This is a genomic window from Mycobacterium shunyiense (assembly GCF_058270035.1).
In genome coordinates this window covers 155,940-174,639 of sequence record NZ_JBZDPT010000007.1, presented here as the reverse complement: position 1 = coordinate 174,639, position 18,700 = coordinate 155,940, and the positions used below count along the sequence as shown (strand labels likewise).

General features: G+C 68.1%; 22 protein-coding genes. 16 read left to right on the top strand and 6 right to left on the bottom strand.

The features are described 5' to 3' along the window. The first annotated feature begins 59 nt into the window (after positions 1-59). Genes sp36 through AC4ELS_RS07330 form a run of 3 tightly spaced genes read left to right on the top strand, consistent with a single transcriptional unit; the run spans position 60 to position 1,464 of the window. Positions 60-221: a Sp36 family protein gene (gene sp36, locus AC4ELS_RS07340; protein ID WP_088305483.1), complete on the top strand. Its 162-nt coding sequence runs from the start codon at positions 60-62 to the stop codon at positions 219-221. Then, a complete protein-coding gene (locus AC4ELS_RS07335; protein WP_498887550.1) occupies positions 218-673 on the top strand; it encodes a RidA family protein in 456 nt (151 codons plus the stop codon). Before sp36 ends, AC4ELS_RS07335 begins: the two co-directional genes overlap by 4 nt. Continuing rightward, positions 670-1,464: an MBL fold metallo-hydrolase gene (locus AC4ELS_RS07330; protein ID WP_448445340.1), complete on the top strand. Its 795-nt coding sequence runs from the start codon at positions 670-672 to the stop codon at positions 1,462-1,464. Before AC4ELS_RS07335 ends, AC4ELS_RS07330 begins: the two co-directional genes overlap by 4 nt. Positions 1,465-1,546: 82 nt before the next feature. On the opposite strand, the gene crp is transcribed toward AC4ELS_RS07330, so the two are convergent. Next, positions 1,547-2,221 (bottom strand): cAMP-activated global transcriptional regulator CRP, encoded by a 675-nt coding sequence (gene crp, locus AC4ELS_RS07325; protein WP_003883807.1) that lies wholly within the window; start codon positions 2,219-2,221, stop codon positions 1,547-1,549. Positions 2,222-2,725: 504 nt separating this feature from the next. Between crp and nth the strand changes: the two genes are divergently transcribed. The 4 genes from nth to marP are packed head-to-tail and all read left to right on the top strand — an operon-like array spanning position 2,726 to position 6,054. Then, the gene (gene nth / locus AC4ELS_RS07320) at positions 2,726-3,406 is read left to right on the top strand and encodes an endonuclease III (RefSeq protein WP_064881186.1); all 681 of its coding nucleotides are present in this window, start codon (positions 2,726-2,728) and stop codon (positions 3,404-3,406) included. A gap of 7 nt (positions 3,407-3,413) precedes the next feature. Beyond that, positions 3,414-4,064, top strand: coding sequence for a TlpA family protein disulfide reductase (locus AC4ELS_RS07315; RefSeq protein ID WP_499046566.1), 651 nt, complete (start codon positions 3,414-3,416; stop codon positions 4,062-4,064). An 11-nt stretch (positions 4,065-4,075) separates the two neighbouring features. Then, positions 4,076-4,852: an NUDIX hydrolase gene (locus AC4ELS_RS07310; RefSeq protein ID WP_064881181.1), complete on the top strand. Its 777-nt coding sequence runs from the start codon at positions 4,076-4,078 to the stop codon at positions 4,850-4,852. Between the two features lie 11 nt (positions 4,853-4,863). Then, complete coding sequence (marP, locus tag AC4ELS_RS07305) at positions 4,864-6,054, top strand: acid resistance serine protease MarP (protein ID WP_064881179.1); 1,191 nt, start codon at positions 4,864-4,866, stop codon at positions 6,052-6,054. On the opposite strand, the gene AC4ELS_RS07300 is transcribed toward marP, so the two are convergent. Next, positions 6,055-7,014: an alpha/beta fold hydrolase gene (locus tag AC4ELS_RS07300; RefSeq protein ID WP_448445347.1), complete on the bottom strand. Its 960-nt coding sequence runs from the start codon at positions 7,012-7,014 to the stop codon at positions 6,055-6,057. After that, complete coding sequence (locus tag AC4ELS_RS07295; RefSeq protein ID WP_064881223.1) at positions 7,014-7,520, bottom strand: phage holin family protein; 507 nt, start codon at positions 7,518-7,520, stop codon at positions 7,014-7,016. The genes AC4ELS_RS07300 and AC4ELS_RS07295 overlap by 1 nt, the downstream gene beginning before the upstream one ends. A gap of 174 nt (positions 7,521-7,694) precedes the next feature. On the opposite strand from AC4ELS_RS07295, the gene AC4ELS_RS07290 reads away from it, so the two are divergent. Further along, positions 7,695-8,330 carry a S1 family peptidase gene (locus AC4ELS_RS07290; protein ID WP_448445645.1) on the top strand — a complete coding sequence of 212 codons (636 nt, stop codon included), beginning with the start codon at positions 7,695-7,697 and terminating at the stop codon, positions 8,328-8,330. Between the two features lie 72 nt (positions 8,331-8,402). Here the strand turns inward: AC4ELS_RS07290 and acs are convergent, their stop codons facing one another. Continuing rightward, positions 8,403-10,364 carry an acetate--CoA ligase gene (acs, locus tag AC4ELS_RS07285; protein WP_498887543.1) on the bottom strand — a complete coding sequence of 654 codons (1,962 nt, stop codon included), beginning with the start codon at positions 10,362-10,364 and terminating at the stop codon, positions 8,403-8,405. 126 nt (positions 10,365-10,490) lie between these two features. On the opposite strand from acs, the gene AC4ELS_RS07280 reads away from it, so the two are divergent. Further along, complete coding sequence (locus tag AC4ELS_RS07280) at positions 10,491-11,231, top strand: Fic family protein (RefSeq protein WP_064881173.1); 741 nt, start codon at positions 10,491-10,493, stop codon at positions 11,229-11,231. Positions 11,232-11,659: 428 nt separating this feature from the next. On the opposite strand, the gene AC4ELS_RS07275 is transcribed toward AC4ELS_RS07280, so the two are convergent. Next, positions 11,660-12,517 (bottom strand): HAD-IB family hydrolase, encoded by an 858-nt coding sequence (locus AC4ELS_RS07275; protein WP_413784902.1) that lies wholly within the window; start codon positions 12,515-12,517, stop codon positions 11,660-11,662. A 420-nt stretch (positions 12,518-12,937) separates the two neighbouring features. On the opposite strand from AC4ELS_RS07275, the gene ssd reads away from it, so the two are divergent. Genes ssd through AC4ELS_RS07240 form a run of 7 tightly spaced genes read left to right on the top strand, consistent with a single transcriptional unit; the run spans position 12,938 to position 17,440 of the window. After that, positions 12,938-14,017: a septum site-determining protein Ssd gene (gene ssd / locus AC4ELS_RS07270; RefSeq protein WP_448445351.1), complete on the top strand. Its 1,080-nt coding sequence runs from the start codon at positions 12,938-12,940 to the stop codon at positions 14,015-14,017. Further along, positions 14,014-15,174 carry a TadA family conjugal transfer-associated ATPase gene (locus tag AC4ELS_RS07265; RefSeq protein WP_499046563.1) on the top strand — a complete coding sequence of 387 codons (1,161 nt, stop codon included), beginning with the start codon at positions 14,014-14,016 and terminating at the stop codon, positions 15,172-15,174. The genes ssd and AC4ELS_RS07265 overlap by 4 nt, the downstream gene beginning before the upstream one ends. Next, positions 15,171-15,953, top strand: coding sequence for a type II secretion system F family protein (locus tag AC4ELS_RS07260; RefSeq protein WP_499046561.1), 783 nt, complete (start codon positions 15,171-15,173; stop codon positions 15,951-15,953). Before AC4ELS_RS07265 ends, AC4ELS_RS07260 begins: the two co-directional genes overlap by 4 nt. After that, positions 15,950-16,531, top strand: a complete 582-nt coding sequence (locus tag AC4ELS_RS07255) for a type II secretion system F family protein (protein WP_499046559.1) — start codon at positions 15,950-15,952, stop codon at positions 16,529-16,531. Before AC4ELS_RS07260 ends, AC4ELS_RS07255 begins: the two co-directional genes overlap by 4 nt. 27 nt (positions 16,532-16,558) lie before the next feature. Beyond that, entirely contained in the window at positions 16,559-16,762 is a 204-nt protein-coding gene (locus AC4ELS_RS07250; protein WP_055118101.1) for a DUF4244 domain-containing protein, read from the top strand. Positions 16,763-16,770: 8 nt separating this feature from the next. Next, positions 16,771-17,097 (top strand): TadE family type IV pilus minor pilin, encoded by a 327-nt coding sequence (locus AC4ELS_RS07245; protein WP_499046638.1) that lies wholly within the window; start codon positions 16,771-16,773, stop codon positions 17,095-17,097. A gap of 16 nt (positions 17,098-17,113) precedes the next feature. Next, positions 17,114-17,440 (top strand): Rv3654c family TadE-like protein, encoded by a 327-nt coding sequence (locus tag AC4ELS_RS07240; protein ID WP_499046557.1) that lies wholly within the window; start codon positions 17,114-17,116, stop codon positions 17,438-17,440. Here the strand turns inward: AC4ELS_RS07240 and AC4ELS_RS07235 are convergent. After that, positions 17,437-18,462, bottom strand: coding sequence for a PAS domain-containing protein (locus tag AC4ELS_RS07235; protein WP_064884080.1), 1,026 nt, complete (start codon positions 18,460-18,462; stop codon positions 17,437-17,439). The two genes, AC4ELS_RS07240 and AC4ELS_RS07235, sit on opposite strands and share 4 nt — an antisense overlap. Positions 18,463-18,700: the final 238 nt, after the last annotated feature.

Below are 18,700 nucleotides of genomic sequence, written 5' to 3'. Positions count from 1 at the left end.
CAAGCCTGGGTGTCCGACCGATAAGCTCGGGCCATGAGCGAAGGAACTAGGTGGGCGGCGTGAGCGAAGCGACCAAATGGGAATACGCCACGGTGCCGTTGTTGACCCACGCCACGAAACAGATTCTCGATCAGTGGGGACAGGACGGCTGGGAGCTGGTCTCCGTGCTGCCCGGCCCGACGGGCGAGCAGCATGTCGCCTACCTGAAGCGGCCGAAGTGACCAACTCCCAGCGACTGGCCGAGCTCGGCATCGAACTGCCGGACGTCGTCGCCCCGCTGGCCGCGTACGTCCCCGCGGTCCGGACCGGCAACCTCGTCTACACCGCCGGTCAGCTGCCGATCCAGGCCGGCGAGCTGCTGGTCACCGGCAAGGTCGGCGCGGAGATCAGCCCCGAGCAGGGCAACGAGCTGGCCCGGGTCTGCGGCCTCAACGCGCTGGCCGCCGTGCACGCGCTGGTGGGCATCGACTCCGTCGTCCGGATCATCAAGGTGACGGGGTTCGTCGCATCCGCAGCCGGATTCAGCGGACAGCCGGGCGTCGTCAACGGTGCCTCCGAACTGTTCGGCGAGATCTTCGGTGAGGCGGGCGCGCATGCGCGTTCGGCCGTCGGCGTGTCGGAACTGCCGCGCAACGCGCCGGTCGAAGTCGAGATCATCGTCGAAACCGCGTGACCGCGGCGGAGCACCCGGCCTACGGGCTGTTACGGCCGGTGACCGAATCGGCCTCGGTGCTGCTGTGCGACAACCCGGGGCTGATGACCCTGGAGGGCACCAACACGTGGGTGCTGCGCGGCCCGGGCAGTGACGAGATCGTCATCGTCGACCCCGGACCCGACGATGCGGCGCACATCGCCCGCATCGCCGAACTGGGCACCGTCGCGTTGGTGTTGATCAGTCACAAGCACGAGGACCACACCGGCGGCATCGACAAGCTTGTGGACCTGACCGGCGCCACGGTCCGTTCGGTCGGCAGTGGCTTCCTGCGAGGCCTCGGCGGTCCGCTGACCGATGGTGAGGTGATCGACGCGGCCGGGCTGCGGATCAAGGTGATGGCCACCCCCGGCCACACCGTCGACTCATTGTCGTTCGTGCTCGACGACGACAACGGGCAAGGGGCGGTACTGACCGCCGACACCGTGCTGGGCCGCGGCACCACCGTCATCGACACCGAGGACGGCAGCCTGCGTGACTACCTGGAATCCCTGCGACGGCTGCAGGGCCTGGGCGCCCGGACGGTGCTGCCCGGCCACGGACCCGATCTGCCGAATCTGCACGAGGTGACCGCGATGTACCTGGCGCACCGCGACGAGCGGTTGGACCAGGTCCGGGCGGCACTACGGGAACTCGGCGAGGACGCCTCGGTCCGCCAGGTCGTCGAGCACGTCTACACCGACGTCGACCAGAAACTGTGGGACGCCGCCGAGAAGAGCGTGCAGGCCCAGCTGGACTATCTGCGGGCCTGAGCCCGGAAACGCCGAAACGGCATTCCGGCAGCTGGTTACTCGAACAAATGCTGCTGGAATGCCGTTTCGCGGAAAAGGAAAGCTAGCGAGCTCGCCGGGCCAACCTCTCGCTGTCGCTGATCAGCACGCTCTTGCCCTCCAGGCGGATCCAGCCGCGGTGGGCGAAATCTGCCAGTGCCTTGTTGACGGTCTCGCGGGACGCGCCGACGAGCTGGGCGATCTCTTCCTGCGTGAGGTCGTGCGTGACGCGCAGCGCCCCACCCTCCTGGGTTCCGAACCGCTGAGCCAGCTGCAGCAGCTGCTTGGCCACGCGGCCGGGCACGTCCGTGAAGATCAGGTCGGCGAGGTTGTTGTTGGTGCGGCGCAGACGACGCGCGAGCACCCGCAGCAGCTGCTCGGCGATCTCGGGACGGTCGGCGATCCACGCACGCAGCGCGTCGCGGTCCATCGACACCGCGCGCACCTCGGTGATGGTGGTGGCGCTCGAGGTACGAGGCCCCGGGTCGAAGATCGACAGCTCACCGAACATGTCCGACGGGCCCATGATGGTCAGCAGGTTCTCGCGGCCGTCCGGTGAACGGCGGCCGATCTTCACCTTGCCGGAAATGATGATGTACAGGCGGTCGCCGGGTTCGCCCTCGGCGAAGACGGTATGCCCGCGCGGAAAGTCGACGGGCTGCAACTGCTTCGTCAGCGCCGAAACGGCGGTCGGTTCGACGCCCTGGAAGATTCCGGCCCTGGCCAGGATCTCGTCCACGTTGCCCCTTAAGCTATTGGGTGTGTTGTCCTCTTACTGATATTTCCTGCTCAGTCTAGAGGTACGCGGTTTCGCGACTAGCCCACGCTACACACGATTGACATGTCGAGACGCAGGAAACCCGGTATTTATGGCCTGCGGTTCGTAGTACCGCGTCGGCAAACGTTCACTCTCGACGTCGATGAGGACCGGTTTCACCCGCGGCGCGGGCGCCGCAGACGCGGGCTTTCGTTCCAACCCTGATTCCAGCCGCTCGAGCCCGAACGCCGCCAGCATGAGCAAGCCCGGGATGAGCGCCACCAGCAACCACGACACAAGGCAGTAGTTAACACGGCGTAGGTCTCAGTGGGGTCACGAATCATCACCGGTCCGCGCAGGAGGATGTCCGGCGAGGTCAGTACGCTGATTGACGTGACTGAGGCTGCCGCCCCGACAGGGAAAACGCGCCGGTCCAAGAAGTGGGACAGCGAAACCCACCTGGGCCTGGTTCGGAGGGCTCGACGGATGAACCGTGAACTGGCGCGGGCATTTCCGCATGTCTACTGCGAGCTGGACTTCACCAATCCGCTGGAGCTGGCCGTGGCGACCATCCTGTCGGCGCAGAGCACCGACAAGCGGGTGAACCTGACCACGCCGGCGTTGTTCCTCAAATACCGCACGGCCCTGGACTATGCCCAGGCCGATCGCACCGAGATGGAGGAGCTGATCCGGCCTACCGGCTTCTACCGGAACAAGACCACCTCGCTGATCCGACTCGGCCAGGAGTTGGTGGCCCGGTTCGACGGCGAGGTACCCGACAACATCGAGGACCTCGTGACGCTGCCCGGGGTGGGGCGCAAGACCGCCAACGTCATCCTGGGTAACGCCTTCGACATCCCCGGCATCACCGTCGACACCCACTTCGGCCGGTTGGTGCGGCGGTGGCGCTGGACCGAGGAAGAGGATCCGGTCAAGGTCGAGTTCGCGATCGGTGAGCTCATCGAACGCAAGGAATGGACCCTGCTGAGCCACCGGGTGATCTTCCACGGCCGCCGGGTCTGCCATGCCCGCAAGCCGGCGTGTGGGGTGTGTGTGCTGGCCAAGGACTGCCCGTCGTTCGGGCTCGGGCCCACCGATCCGCCCACCGCTGCTGCACTGGTCAAAGGTCCCGAGACCGAGCATCTGCTGGCGCTGGCCGGGCTGTGACCGCACGATGAGCAGATCGGCCCGCTGGACCGTGGTGGTCCTCGTGCTCCTGGTGGCGCTGGGTACCGCGTTCTGGATGGAACTGCGCGACGAGCCCGCACCGCAGGCCGGGACGGGGCAACAGTCCACCTCCCGCGATCATCGCGATGCCGACACTCCAGCGGCCCTCGCCGGTCCCCGGGCTCGTGCGCAGTTGCCGCCGTGCCCCGGGCCAGGGCAGGGGCCGGGACCGGAAGCGCTGCGTGGGATAACTCTCGAGTGCGTCGGCGACGGGAAGCCCGTGGACGTGGCGCAGGCGCTGGCCGGCCGGACCGTGGTGCTCAACCTCTGGGCGTACTGGTGTGGCCCGTGCGCCGACGAGCTTCCGGCGATGGCCGAGTACCAGCGCCGTGTCGGCGACGACGTGCTGGTCGTGACGGTGCACCAGGACGAGAACGAGACGGCGGCGCTGGTGCGTCTGGCCGAGCTCGGAGTGCGTCTTCCGACCCTGCAGGACGGCAGACGGCTGGTCGCGGCTGCGCTCAAGGTGCCCAACGTCATGCCTGCGACGGTCGTGCTGCGTGCGGACGGTAGCGTGGCCGGGACCCTACCCCGATCGTTCGTCAGTGCCGACGAGATCGCGGCTGCGGTCGACGAAAAGATCCGCTCTAGCCGATAGGAGCACCCGGGGTGAGATCGACGCGCGACGGGCTGTTCCCGGATGCCGCCCCGCCCTGGCTCAAACCGCTGGTCGACAACCTCGACCGGGTACCGGACGCGTATCGCCGACGGGTTCCCCCGGAGGTGCTGGCGGGCATCGTCGAGGCCAACAATCAGGCCGCCCAGGCCGGCGCCCGGCGCGACGCCGCAGTCCTGGTCCTCTTCTCCGGCCCACCCGAGGGCGCGCCCCCTCACCTTCCCGAGGACGCCGACCTGCTGGTCACGGTCCGCGCCTCGACACTGCGCCACCACGCAGGCCAGGCCGCGTTCCCCGGCGGCGCCACCGATCCCGGCGACCAAGGTCCGGTCGGCACGGCGTTTCGCGAGGCCTGGGAAGAGACCGGTATCGACACCGACCGGTTGTACCCGCTGGCGACGCTGGAGAAGATGTTCATCCCGCCGTCCGGGTTCCACGTGGTCCCGGTGCTGGCCTACTCGCCCGACCCGGGGCCCGTCGCTGTTGTCAACGAATCCGAGACCGCCGTCGTCGCAAGGGTTCCGGTGCGCGCCTTCACCAACCCCGAGAACCGCCTCATGGTGTACCGGGAGGCCAACACCAGCCGATTCGCCGGCCCGGCGTTCCTCCTCAACGAGATGCTGGTGTGGGGCTTCACCGGCCAGGTCATCTCGGCGATCCTCGACGTCGCAGGCTGGGCCAAACCGTGGAACACCGACGACGTGCGCGGACTCGACGACGCAATGGCCCTCGTCGGGCATGACAACGGTTACGGTGAAGCCCAATGTTGAAGTGGATATAGATGACACCTTCGGTCTGGCTCGATTTCGCCATCCTCGGCATCGGGTTCGTCGCGGCCATATCTGGCTGGCGTTCCGGCGCGCTCGGCTCCCTGCTGTCCTTCATCGGCGTGGTGCTCGGTGCGGTGGCAGGCGTGCTGTTGGCGCCGCACGTGATTCCGCATGTCAGTGGTGACCGCACCAAGCTGTTCGCCACGCTCTTCCTGATCCTCGCGCTCGTGGTGATCGGTGAGATCGCCGGCGTGGTGCTGGGGCGTGCGGTGCGCGGCACCATCCGAAACCCGGTGTTCCGGGTGTTGGACTCGGCGGTCGGGGTGAGCCTGATGCTGGTCGCCGTTCTGGTGGCGTCGTGGCTGCTGGGCAGTCTGCTCACCTCTTCGGACCAGCCGAATCTTGCTGCGGCCGTGAAGAATTCACGGGTACTGACCGAGGTCGACAAGGTGGCGCCGGACTGGCTGCGGTCAGTGCCGAACCGGCTGTCGGCGCTGCTGGACACCTCCGGGCTGCCCGATGTGCTCGAACCGTTCGGGCGGACCCCGATCGTCAACGTCGACGCCCCGGACGCAGCACTGGCGACCGATCCCGTGGTGACGACCTCCCAGCCCAGCGTGGTCAAGATCCGCGGTGTCGCTCCGAGTTGCCAGAAAGTGCTTGAGGGCAGCGGTTTCGTGGTTGCCCCCAACCGGGTCATGTCCAACGCCCATGTGGTCGCCGGTGCGGACAGCGTGACCATCGAGGCGGACGGAAAGACCTACGACGCCGGGGTGGTGTCCTACGACCCCAACGCCGACATCTCCATCCTCGACGTCCCGAACCTGCCGATCACGCCGCTGCAGTTCGCCGAACAACCGGCCCCGAAGGGCACCGACGCCGTGGTGATGGGTTACCCGGGTGGCGGCGACTTCCTGGCCACACCGGCTCGCGTGCGCGAGATCATCGAGCTCAACGGGCCCGACATCTACCGCACCACCACCGTCACCCGCGAGGTCTACACGGTCAGGGGCACGGTGCGGCAAGGAAATTCAGGTGGGCCGATGATCAACCGGTCCGGCAAGGTGCTGGGCGTGGTGTTCGGTGCGGCCGTAGACGACGCCGATACCGGATTCGTGCTGACCGCCAAGGAAGTCGAGCATCAGCTGGCCAAGATCGGCAACACTCAGCGCGTCGCGACCGGAACCTGCATCAATTCCTGATCAGTTGGTGCGCAGCTGGGTCAGGAACCGGCTCAGCTGCGCGTTGACGGACTCCGGCTGTTCCTCGTGGCCGAAATGCCCTGCATCCGTGATGGATACATAACGGCCGTGCGGCGCATATTGCTGGGTTCGGTGCACCGGGTCGGCCAGGACATACGGGTCGGCGTCGCCGCGCATGTGCAACACCGGCACGCCGATCGGACGTTTCATCGAGCGCATGAACCGCCGGCCCTCACCGCGCAGTTGGCTGCGCACCGCCCACCGCTGATACTCCAGTGCACAGTGCGCGGCCCCCGGAATCTGGATGGCCTGACGTAGATGGCCCATGGTCTGGGAGAAGTCTTGGCTGGTCTGCCATTTGGTGCCGGCCCGGCTGCGGACCAGGCGCTCCAGCTCCGCACCGTCGTGACGGGTCAGTGTGTGCTCGGGCCAGGCCGGCAACTGGTAGCTCAGCATCGACGGCAACAGCGCGCGGCCCTGGTCGCGCCGGGTCAATGTGGACGTCCGCAACGCCAGCGGGTGCGGTGAGCTGACGAGTGCGATCGCGTTGACCACACGCGGATGTAAGACCGCCGTCGCCCAGCAGACCAGACCGCCATCGGCATGGCCGACCAGCGTCGCGGTCTTGTGCCCCAACGCGCGCACCAGCCCGGCGGTATCTCCGGCCAGGGTCCAGCCGTCGTAGCCGCGCGGTGGTTTGTCACTGTCGCCGTAGCCACGCAGATCGACTGCCACCACCCGCGCGCCGGTCAGCGCAGTGAGTTGATGACGCCAGGACCACCAGAACGAGCCGAACCCGTGCAGGAAGATGACCAGCGGTCGGTCGGTCTCGCCCTCCACGACACGGTCGGGCTGCGAGCTCTCGCCCTCCACCACATGGAAGCGAATCCCATTGGCGTGCACCTGCAGGTGCCGCCACGGCCCCTCGATCCTGGCGATCGACGGAGCAGGTGGAGGCATTACCAGCCTGACGGGTCGGTGGCCGGCTTGGCCGGGACAGCGGGCAGTGCGCCCTTGTCATGGCCGGGCGTGAGAGCCTCGCGGGTCTCCTTGACCGACTCGATCGTCTGCTGCGGACCTCTGATCCGTCGCACCTTCAGGAAGCCGAACAGCGCAAGCGCCCCCGTGGTCAGCACCATCAGGCCGAACACGATCAGGAAGGCCACCCAGCGCCACAGCCAGGTGTCGAGCAACTCGGCCAGGAAGAAGAAGAAAAAGAAGGTCGAGTAGAACAGCACCACCAGCGCGGCGATGAAGAACACGCTGCCGGTCAGGCCCTTCTTCACGTCCCGGGTGATCTCGGCCTTGGCCAACTCCACCTCGGCGCGCAGCAGGGTGGAGACCTGCGCGGTGGCGTCCTTGACGAGGTCACCGATCGAGGGATCCGGCTTGGGGGCATGCGGGTCGACGAGCGGAATCGAGGTCACCGTCGTCGGAACGCCGTCCCTGCGGTCGCCTGTGCTCATGGCGTTCATGTTGCCATGCGACGAAGCCGTTAACGATCCCGGCCGACATCCGCGTCTTAGTAGACTGATCCCATTCTTGAGTTGCGCGGGTCGGGCGCGTCGATCGGAGGACACTTGACGAGCAGACACCGCGTGCAGTTGCTGATTGGCGCACCGCTCATCGCCGCTGTTGCGATGTTGGCCTCGGCCCCGGCTCATGCCGCTCCGCCGGTCGTACTGGGTGGCGGCTCAGGGATCGTCGTCAACGGAGACGCGTTCTGCACGCTGACCACGATCGGGCACGACAACGCAGGCCGGCTCATCGGCTTCACCTCGGCGCACTGTGGCGGGCCGGGTGCAGTGGTGTCGGCTGAGGGGGTGGACAGCGCCGGAGTGGTGGGCAAAATGGTCGCCGGTAACGACCTGCTCGATTACGCGGTGATCGAATTCGATCCCGCGAAAGTCACCCCGACCAGCAACGTCAACGGTTTCCAGATCGATGGGCTCGGACCGGATCCGGCGTTCGGCCAGATCGCCTGCAAACTGGGCCGCACCACCGGGTATTCGTGCGGTGTGACCTGGGGGCCCGGGCAGGACCCAGGCACCATCGTCAACCAGGTGTGCGGTCAGCCGGGCGACTCGGGGGCGCCCGTCACCGTCGACAACAAGCTCGTCGGCATGATTCACGGCGCCTACAGCGAGGAATTGCCGACCTGCGTGGTCAAGTTCGTGCCGCTGCACACGCCGGCGGTGACGATGTCGTTCAACACGCAGTTGGCCGACATCACCGCCAAGAACCGACCGGGGACGGGTTTCGTCCCGATTCCTTGATCCCGAGTGGCCAGTTGCGGCACGCCACCTTCGGAAAGGCGTGCCATAACTGGCCTTTCGACGAGCTGTGCCCTACTTGCCGGCGCGGATCGCCTCGAACACGCTGGGGTCGACCAGCGTCGAAGTGTCACCGAGTTCGCGGCCTTCGGCCACGTCGCGCAGCAGCCGGCGCATGATCTTGCCGCTGCGGGTCTTGGGCAGCTCGGGCACCACGTGGATTTCCCGGGGCTTGGCGATCGGCGAGATCTCGGTGGCCACCTGGGCGCGCAGTTCCTCGATCATGGTGTCGGCCCCGCCGTGTGCGGAGGCCTTGAGGATCACGAACGCGCAGATGGCCTGACCGGTCGTGTCGTCGGATGCGCCGACCACGGCGGCCTCGGCCACCCCGGAATGCCCGACCAGTGCCGACTCCACCTCGGCGGTCGAGATGCGGTGTCCGGAGATGTTCATGACGTCGTCGATGCGGCCCAGCACCCAGATGTTGCCGTCCGCGTCGTAGCGGGCGCCGTCACCGGCGAAGTACCAGCCCTGCTCGGCGAAGCGCGACCAGTAGGTGTCCTTGAATCGCTGCGGGTCGCCCCAGATGCCGCGCAGCATTGACGGCCACGGCTGGTCCAGCACCAGGTAGCCGGTGACATGTTCGGCTTCGTCGGCGCCGGGGACCAGCTCGTTGCCGGCGTCGTCGACGATCTTGGCCGAGATGCCGGGCAGCGGGGTCATGGCCGAGCCGGGCTTGGCCGCGGTGACACCGGGCAGCGGGGAGATCATGATCGCCCCGGTCTCGGTCTGCCACCAGGTGTCGACGATCGGGGTCTTGCCCGCGCCGATGACTTCCCGGTACCAGCGCCAGGCCTCGGGGTTGATCGGCTCGCCCACCGAACCCAGCAGCCGCAGGCTGGTCAGGTTGTGCTCGGCGGGGATCTGGCGGCCCAGCTTCATGAAGGTGCGGATCAGCGTGGGCGCGGTGTAATAGATTGTGACGCCGTACTTTTCGATGATCTCGAAGTGGCGGTGCTCGGTCGGCGAGGTCGGAGTGCCCTCGTAGACCACTTGGGTCGCGCCGTTGGCCAACGGGCCGTAGACGATATAGGTGTGCCCGGTCACCCAGCCGATGTCGGCGGTGCACCAGTACACGTCGGTCTCGGGCTTGAGGTCGAACACGTTGTAGTGGGTGTACGCCGACTGCGTGAGGTAGCCGCCGGAGGTGTGCACGATGCCCTTGGGCTTGCCGGTGGTGCCCGAGGTGTACAGCAGGAACAGCGGCTGCTCGGAGTCGAACGCCTCCGGAGTGTGCTCGGTCGAGGCCGCCTCGACGGTCTCGTGCCACCACAGGTCGCGGCCCTCGGTCCAGTTCACGTCGATGCCGGTGCGGCGGACCACCAGGACGTGCTCGACCGACGGTTGATCCGAGACGGCTTCGTCCACGGCGTCCTTGAGCGAGGCGGCTTTGCCGCGCCGGTACTGGCCGTCGGTGGTGATGACGAGCTTGGCCTCGGCGTCTTCGACGCGGGCCTTGAGTGCCGATGCCGAGAACCCGGCGAACACGACGCTGTGCATGGCGCCCAGGCGCGCGCACGCCAGCATCGCGACGATTGCCTCGGGCACCATCGGCATGTAGATGGCGACCCGGTCGCCTGCGGTCAGGCCGAGTGCGGTCAGCGCATTGGCGGCCTTGCTGACCTCGTCCTTGAGTTGGGCGTAGGTGATGTCGCGGGCGTCGCCGACGGGCTCGCCTTCCCAGTGGATCGCGACCCGGTCGCCGTTGCCTGCCTCGACGTGACGGTCGACGCAGTTGTAGGCCACGTTGAGCTTGCCGCCGACGAACCACTTCGCGAACGGAGCCTCCGACCAGTCCAGCACCTCGCTGAACGGCGTCTGCCAGCTCAGCCGGTCGGCCTGCGCGGCCCAGAAGGCCAGCCGGTCGTTCTCGGCCTCGGCGTACAACTCGCCCGTCGCGTTGGCATTGGCCGCGAAATCGGCAGGCGGCGGATAGGCTGACGGAACTTCGGTCGACGTCGTTGGCGCGTTTGACATGCATGTGAGCCTAGTCACCAAACGTTGCACCGGCGTTGGGACGTCACAAGACGCCGGGCGGGCGGTGGTCGTCATGCGCCCAACGGTCGGCGAGATGGAGTTCAGCGGTCGGCTAGCGTTTCGCGTATGACCGATCCACTCGCACCGCTGATCGACCTGCCCGGTGTTTCTGCGGCCAGCGACGAGGCGCGTGAGGCCCTGGGCCGGGCGCATCGACACAAGTTCAATCTGCGCGGCTGGCCGCAGACGGCAGCCGAGGCCGCCCTGCGTGCAGCGCGGGCCTCCGCGGTGCTCGACGGCGGGGCGCTCCAGCTGTCCGCCGACGGCGAACCCGATCCGGTGACCGCGGGCGCCATCCGCGTCGCCGAAGCGCTGGAAGGTGGCGCCACCTCGCTGGTCGGGGTGTGGCAGCGGGCCCCGATGCAGGCCCTGGCCCGGCTGCACTCCTTGGCCGCGGCCGACCTCACCGACGATGAGCACCTGGGCCGGCCACGCACCGACCCCGATGTAGGTCGCCGCCTTGAGCTGCTGACGGAGATCGTGTCCGGCGGCTCCAAGGTTCCTGCCCCGGTGCTGGCCGCGGTGGCCCACGGCGAACTGCTCAGCTTGGCTCCATTTGGCAGCGCCGACGGGGTCGTGGCCCGCGCGGTGTCGCGCCTGGTGACCATCGCCAGCGGACTCGATCCGCACGGGCTCGGCGTTCCCGAGGTGCACTGGATGCGGAAGACGGGGGAGTACCGGGCTGCTGCACGGGGATTCGCCTCGGGGACCGCCGACGGGCTGACCGCGTGGCTGCTGCTCAGTAGCGAGGCGCTGAAGGGCGGTGCGCGCGAAGCGCTGCAGATTGCCCAGTCGGCGGCCGGCTGAGCCGGCCGCTCAGGGTGCTTCCAGCAAACGAAAGCGGGCGACGGTCCGAAACGATGTTTCGGCTCGTCGCCCGCTAGCACGGATACCGGTTACCAAGCGTGCCAACGTGGGTTGCGTGGGTGGCCTCGGCGTCCTTGCGATGCGCCTCGGCTGCAGCCCTACCCAAAGGGCCGTCGTAGCCGTCCGCTCTTCGCAATCACGCAGGCCCGCAACACTTTTGCCTATTCCGCGGCATGTGCTCCGCGTGGGTGCCGGGACCCGTGCTGGGGAGCCCGGTTCGGGAGATTTAGCCTTCTCTTCCGGCTAAGCCTTGGCCTCATCCAAGCTTCCGTGGTTCCTTTGTACTACGTGACCACGGTCACAGCAAGGGTGAAAGCCACCCGAGTTCTGATCGTTACGCCGTCGTCTCAGCTACTACGTTCGGTAGCTCAGGAAGTGAAGCGGCGCAACAATGAATAGGTCAATGCGCCTGCCGCCAGGGCGCTGATTCCGACGGCCGCAGTGGTGGCGACGGCGGCCGTCGACGGCGCCGGCAGCCGGTCCCGCAGCGACACCGGCTTGGTGAACGTCAGCACCGGCCAGCCGCGCGAAGCGGCCTCCTTGCGCAGTCCCCGGTCGGGGTTGACGGCGGTGGGGTGGCCCACGGATTCCAGCATCGGGATGTCGGTGATCGAGTCCGAGTAGGCGTAGCAGTGATCGAGGACATAGCCCTCGCGTGCGGCCAGGGCGCGGATCGCCTCGACCTTCCCCTCGCCGAAGCAGTAGAACGCGATCTCGCCGGTGTAGCGCCCCTCTTCCACCACCATCCGCGTGGCCATCGCGTGGGTGGCGCCCAGTGCCCTTGCGATCGGCGCGACGATCTCCTCACCCGATGCCGACACCACGACGACGTCACGGCCGCACAGCTTGTGGTCGGCGATCAGCTCGGCGGCCTCGGCGAAGACCAGGGGGTCGACGATGTCGTGCAACGTCTCACCGACGATCGACTTGACCTGCTCGACATCCCAACCGGTGCACATGTTGGTGATGTAGCTGCGCATCCGGTCCATCTGGTCGTGGTCGGCACCCGACATCAGGAACAGAAACTGGGCGTATGTCGACTTGAGAACGGTGCGCCGGTTCAGCAGGCCTTGATTGAAGAAAGGTTTGCTGAAAGCGAGTGTGCTGGACTTGGCGATGACGGTCTTGTCGAGGTCGAAGAAGGCCGCCGTACGTACCGGCCGACCGTTGTGCGGCCCGGATTGCTGTGCGATCAATTCCCCGGCAGCCCGATCGGATGCGGTCACAAGCGTCAGCATAGAGGCACCTGGGGCAGGTATTACGGACGGGAACACAAAATGGCAGTTCAAGACACATTCTTTCGGACGGCGATTCCGGGATCGCCTCGGTAGCCCGCAGCGGTGTCTCTTGCATGTTTTGGCAGTTCCGTGTGTATAGTGAGCATTACTCGGCTTATGCCGAGGGTGTATCAGCCCGACCCCCCGGGGCTGATACACGACGACCTCCGCCTCCTCCCCCCCTGGCGGGGGTCGTCCCTTTTCTGGGGGAAGAATCCTTACCGGCCCTGTCCCGGTGGTTGCGGAACCGTATTTTCAGCGTGTCGCCCGGCGTGTTCTCCGCCCGGGATTGATCCACAGCGCGTAGTTCATCCACAATCCGCGAATTGGTGATGGTGCCGGCCCTGTCGTTGCCCGCAGGGTGGGCACATGGCCATTCCGAGCATCACGATCACCCCGTCCGGCACCGTGCTGGCGCTGATCGGCGATCCGCAGTTGCGTGAGGACGTGTCGCGGGTGGCGGCTGCCGCCGGTGTCGGCCTCGTCGTCGTCGACGACCCCTCCGGGCGCAAGGCGTGGGCGGCGGCCGCCGCCGTGCTGCTCGACGCCGCGGCCGCTCTGCGGTGCGCCACGCGCGGGTTACCGCGCCGCCCCCGGGTGATCCTCGTCGGTCACGTGGAACCGCAGCCGGACGACTGGCAGGCGGCGGTCTCCGTCGGCGCGCAGCATGTGATGACACTGCCCGCCCAGGACGCCGACCTCGTGGCGGTTCTGTCCGAAGCGGACTGTCGCGACGCCGGCGGCCGCGGCCCGGCGGTGGCGGTGGTCAGCGCTCGAGGCGGTGCCGGGGCATCGGTGTTCGCGGTGGCGTTGGCCCAATCGGCGCCGGCTGCGCTGCTGATCGAAGCCGACCCGTGGAGCGGAGGGATCGACCTGGTGGCGGGCAGTGAGGATCTGGCCGGCCTCCGCTGGCCGGACCTGGCCCTGCAGGGTGGCCGGCTGGGATATCCGGCGCTTCGCGACGCGCTGCCGCGGCGGGACGAGGTCAGCGTGCTCTCCAGCGGGCGCTCGGGCGCCGATATCGAGGCCGGGCCGGTGGCGGCTGTCATCGAGGCGGGTTGCCGCGGCGGCGTCACGGTGGTCTGTGACGTGCCCCGGCGCGCCACCGAAGCCGCCGAAACCGCCTTGAATGCAGCCGATCTGGTGGTCCTGGTGGCACCGGCCGACGTGCGGTCGTGTACTGCCGCGACCGCTGCGCGCCCGTGGGTGCTGGCCTGTAACCCCAACGCCGGTGTGGTGGTGCGGGGACCGTCACCGGGCGGGCTGCGGGCGACCGAGGTGGCCCGCATCGTGGACCTGCCGCTGCTGGCGGCGATGCGACCGCAAGCCGGCATCGCCGAGGTGCTGGAGCGCGGCGGACTGAGGGTGCGGCCACGTTCACCGCTGGGTTCAGCCGCGCGTCGGGTGTTGTCGGTCCTGGCGGGGCACCCTGTGCAGGAGTCGGCGTGAGCGCCTCGCTGATCGACCGGGTACGCGAACGGCTGGTGGCCGAAGCCTCTCCGCTCAACCCCGGCGTGGTGGCCGCGGCGATCCGGGCGGAGTCCGGCGGTCTGCTCGGGGACACCGAGGTACTCAGCAATCTGCGGCTGCTGGAGACCGAACTGACCGGTGCCGGCGTTCTGGAACCGTTGCTGTGCGCGCCGACCACCACCGATGTGCTCGTCACCGCCCCCGACGCGGTGTGGGTGGACGACGGCAACGGATTGCACCGCAGCGCAGTCTGTTTCCCCGACGAGAGCGCGGTCCGACGGCTGGCACAACGGTTGGCACTGCTGGCCGGTCGCCGCCTCGATGAAGCGCAGCCCTGGGTGGACGGCCAGCTCAACGGCATCGGTCCGTTCACCGTGCGCCTACACGCGGTGCTGCCTCCGGTCGCGGCTGCGGGCACCTGCCTGTCGCTGCGGGTGTTGCGCCCGGCCACCCAGAATCTCGACACTCTCACCGAATCCGGGGCGATCCCGCAGCAGGCCGCCGACCTGCTGCGCTCGGTCATCCGGGCCCGGTTGGCGTTCCTCATCTCCGGGGGCACCGGTTGCGGTAAGACAACGCTGTTGGCCGCCGCGCTCGGTACCGTCCCCGCTCACGAACGCATCGTCTGTGTCGAGGACGCCGCCGAACTCGCCCCGCCGCACCCACATCTGGTCAGGCTGGTGGCTCGGGGCGCCAACGTCGAAGGCGTCGGTGAGGTCACCGTGCGCGACCTGGTCAGGCAGGCGTTGCGGATGCGCCCGGACCGGATCGTCGTCGGTGAGGTTCGCGGGGCCGAAGTGGTGGACCTCCTGGCCGCACTCAACACCGGACATGGCGGTGGAGCAGGCACCGTGCACGCCAACAACCCCGCGGAAGTGCCGGCCCGGTTGGAGGCGCTCGGTGCGCTCGGCGGCCTCGACCGTGCCGCGCTGGTCAGCCAACTGGCGGCAGCCGTGCAGGTGTTGCTTCACGTCGGGCGCGACGGCGCCGGGCGGCGCAGGCTCTCCGAGATCGCGGTGCTGCGCCGTGCGGCCCGAGGTGAGCTCGAGGTGGTGACGGTATGGGACGCCGACACCGGGTTGGGCTGCGGTGCAGAGATTCTCGATGCTCTGGTGGACCGGCGGGTATCGCCGTGACGGCGAGCGCACTGGCCTTGGCCGCCGCACTTCTGCTGTGGCCGGTAATGCCTCGGCGCGCTGCGGCGCTGCGGCGGGTGGAGGCTGCTCGCCGGCGTGTTCGGGTGGTGCCCGTCGTGGTGGTCCTGGGAGTTGTTCTGGCCTGGCTGGTTTCGCTGCCGGTCTCGGTGGCTACGGCACTGGTGTCGGGGACGGTCGTCGTACGCCGGCGGCGTCGCCGTGCGCGGCGGCGGCAGCTGGAGGAATCGGCGTCACTGCAGGCCGCCTTGGACGTATTGGTGGGTGAGCTGCGTACCGGTGTCCATCCGGTGAGTGCCTTCGGCACTGCGGCCGGCGAGGTGTCCGGAGCGGTACGTCAGGGCATGGGTGCCGTCGCCGCCCGGGCCCGTCTTGGCGCCGATGTCGCGGCCGGTCTGGAAGCTGTCGCGTCAACTTCGCAGTTGCCGATGCACTGGCAACGGCTTGCGGTCTGCTGGCGACTGGCTCATGCATACGGCCTGTCGATCGCCACCCTGATGCGCACCGCGCAGCGCGACATCGTCGAGCGCGAACGGTTTTCCTCTCACGTCGAAGCGGCGATGGCCGGCCCACGGGCGACGGCAGCGGTGCTGGCCGGGTTGCCGGTGGCGGGCATTGCACTGGGGCAGTTGATCGGAGCGCAGCCCTTGGTGTTCCTGTGCGGTCCAGGGGTAGGTGGTTGGCTGCTGGTGATCGGCGTACTGCTGGCCTGCGCCGGACTGATGTGGTCGGACCGGATCACCGAAAGGGCACTGGGATGAGTTGGCCAGCAGTGCTTCTCGCTCTGGCACTGCTGGTCGGTGCGGATCCGGCGCGGGTGCGGTCCCGTGTTGCGCCCGCACCGGGGCCGCAGACGGGCCCACGGCGGGTGCACACCGATGATCCGCTCGCTGCGGCCTCGACGTTCGACCTGTTCTCCGCATGTCTGGCCGCCGGGATGGCGGTGTCGACCGCGGCCGCAGCCGCCACCGCGTCGGCGCCACCGTCACTGGCACCGATGTTGCGGCGCGCGGCTGAGCTGCTGGCGCTCGGAGCGGATCCGGCCACGGCCTGGTCCGGTGGCAATGACACAGTGCCGCAAGACAAGAACGCAGAGGCCCTGTTGCGGCTGGCCCGCCGCTCGGCGGCATCGGGCAGTGCTCTGGCCGACGGGGTGGCCGAGTTGGCCGCCCAGGCTCGACACGATGCCACTGCCGCGGCCGACGCGGTGGCAGAACGGGCATCGGTACTGGTTGCCGGACCGTTGGGGCTGTGTTACCTGCCGGCGTTCGTGTGCCTCGGAGTCGTTCCTGTGGTCGCCGGCCTGGCCGGTGACGTGCTGGGTTCAGGTTTGTTGTGAGTACACATCGCAGAGGGAGGAAATATCATGGCGGGAAACATGATTCAGCGGGCGAATGCCAGGGCGGCACTGCTGATGCTCGACGAATCAGGGATGAGCACCGTCGAATACGCGATCGGCACGATCGCCGCTGCGGCGTTCGGGGCGATCCTGTACACCGTGGTCACGGGCGATTCGATCGTGAGCGCGCTGACCAACATCATCAGTCGGGCGCTGAACACCAACGTCTAGATGACCGGCTGGATGACCGGGGTGCGGTCACGGTCGAGGCGGCTTTTGCCATCGCAGCTCTGGTGGCTGTCCTGGTGTTGTGTGTCGGTGGCCTTGGTGCGGTGGGCATGCAGATCCGGTGTATCGACGCAGCGCGCGAAGCCGCCCGCCTGGCGGCCCGGGGTGAGGGCGATACGGCCACGGCGGCCGCTCGGCGTATCGCCCCGTCCGGCGCGGTGGTGCATCTCGCCCGCGACGGCGGTCTGGTGGTCGCCCGGGTCAGCGCCGCGACGGCACTGCCGGGGTTCACGGTGTCCGCCGAGGCGGCCGCGGTGCCCGAACCCGGAATCGGGTGAGCGCGGTTCGGCCACGGTGTTGGCCGCGGCGATGATCGCGATGGTGATCGCGTTCGCGGCTGGTGGTGCCTACCTCGGTGCTGCCATCACGGCCCGGCACCGGGCCCAGGCCGCAGCGGATCTGGCGGCCTTGGGCGCCGCCGGAGCCGTGGTGTCCGGACCGGACGCGGCGTGCGCGCGGGCCACCCAGATCGCGGTGCGGCTGCGTTCGGACCTGGGCGCCTGCCGGATCGACGGCCTCGACGTGGTGCTCGAGGTGTCCGTCCCGGTGCGCCTCGGCCGATGGGGCGTCGGTCTAGCCCGCGCAGCCGCTCGCGCCGGACCGGTGGACACCGCCGATTAGTCGAGCCGGTCGAGATCCGCCGCGGCGACCTCGTCGTCGGTCGGTAGCCGCAGCGCGATCAGACCGGCGAAGGTGTCGTCGTCGAGTTCGATCCGGTTGATCGTCATGTGCACCGGCTGCCAGCCGCCGTCTTCAGCGCGCATCCGCAGCACCGCGGTGGTGACACCGTCGGTGAAATCCGAGGTCATCCGGGCCATGTGCCGGGCGTCGGCCGGGTGGATGCGGGCGGGCCCGCCGTCGCGGTGACGCCAGTCGAAGAACGGTGCGGGCTCGTCGAGCCACTTCAACAACTTCCAGTCGTCGAGGCCGACCAGGGCCCGGTGTACACCGGGGCAGGCCAGTCCGTTGAGGATGCGCTGCGCCAGGTTGTCGACGGGTGTCACCGGGGAGTCGCGCTCGCTGCGCCAGTTCATGGCCCGGCAGACCATCCGGTCGGCGCCGTCGTCGCGTGGCTCCAGGGTCACCCGGGCCACGAATCCCACCGTGATGGTCTCCCCGCGATGGTCGGTGACATCCCAGGTGGTGCACAAGGTGTTGCCGACCACGGGCTTGACGGTCATGGCCAGCACCTTGGCCTCGCTGCCGTTGAGGTCCCGGGCCGGTAGATCGTCTGCGAACGTCCGGTCGTGGGTGGCTTCGGTTTCGGGGTTCATTCCGCTGTTACGCAGCGATTCAGGGGTATCGGTGGCCACGCCTGCGGTCAGGTCCCAGACCAGCGGGCCGGGAACCGGCCGCTGGGGCGGGTCGACGTCGATCGGCCCGATCCAGACGTGGACGCCGTGGATGTGCCCGTCGGACATCCGCACCACTTCGGTGCGGATTACGCGGTCATTCTTGGGTGTGATGGTGCTGAGGCCCTGGCCGGCCTGGACGGTTTCCCTGATGGCGCTCTGAATTGCCATCAGGTGCGGATTTCGTCGTAGAAACACACTGATCGGGACAAGGTTCTTCGTCTGCAGACCTCGCGCGACCACGGCAGGCTCGCTACCCAGTGTCTCCACGAGCAGCCAGTCGTGGGTCATGCGCGGCATTTTACCGGGGTGTGGGTAGCTGTATTACGCCTGCGACGACGACGTGATCCGCAGGAGAAAACTGCGGATTACGGTCGCAGATACCCGAAGCCGGGTCTGTCGGGTTGCAAACATGAGTGAGTTCACGTAATTTGCCACTGCGCCCGGCCTCCGGGATTGGGAACGGATCGCGTTGTCCGACCGTTCGTCGCACCGTCTGTGTGTTCGGCGTGGCCGAATGCAGCCACGC

Excerpts from the sequence above, each read along its gene's own strand:
- nth (WP_064881186.1), top strand. The coding sequence starts at position 2,726 with ATGAACCGTGAACTGGCGCGGGCATTTCCGCATGTCTACTGCGAGCTG.
- AC4ELS_RS07315 (WP_499046566.1), top strand. The coding sequence starts at position 3,414 with ATGAGCAGATCGGCCCGCTGGACCGTGGTGGTCCTCGTGCTCCTGGTG.
- marP (WP_064881179.1), top strand. The coding sequence starts at position 4,864 with ATGACACCTTCGGTCTGGCTCGATTTCGCCATCCTCGGCATCGGGTTC.
- AC4ELS_RS07300 (WP_448445347.1), bottom strand. The coding sequence starts at position 7,014 with ATGCCTCCACCTGCTCCGTCGATCGCCAGGATCGAGGGGCCGTGGCGG.
- AC4ELS_RS07295 (WP_064881223.1), bottom strand. The coding sequence starts at position 7,520 with ATGAGCACAGGCGACCGCAGGGACGGCGTTCCGACGACGGTGACCTCG.
- AC4ELS_RS07290 (WP_448445645.1), top strand. The coding sequence starts at position 7,695 with ATGTTGGCCTCGGCCCCGGCTCATGCCGCTCCGCCGGTCGTACTGGGT.
- acs (WP_498887543.1), bottom strand. The coding sequence starts at position 10,364 with ATGTCAAACGCGCCAACGACGTCGACCGAAGTTCCGTCAGCCTATCCG.
- AC4ELS_RS07280 (WP_064881173.1), top strand. The coding sequence starts at position 10,491 with ATGACCGATCCACTCGCACCGCTGATCGACCTGCCCGGTGTTTCTGCG.
- ssd (WP_448445351.1), top strand. The coding sequence starts at position 12,938 with ATGGCCATTCCGAGCATCACGATCACCCCGTCCGGCACCGTGCTGGCG.
- AC4ELS_RS07255 (WP_499046559.1), top strand. The coding sequence starts at position 15,950 with ATGAGTTGGCCAGCAGTGCTTCTCGCTCTGGCACTGCTGGTCGGTGCG.
- AC4ELS_RS07250 (WP_055118101.1), top strand. The coding sequence starts at position 16,559 with ATGGCGGGAAACATGATTCAGCGGGCGAATGCCAGGGCGGCACTGCTG.
- AC4ELS_RS07235 (WP_064884080.1), bottom strand. The coding sequence starts at position 18,462 with ATGACCCACGACTGGCTGCTCGTGGAGACACTGGGTAGCGAGCCTGCC.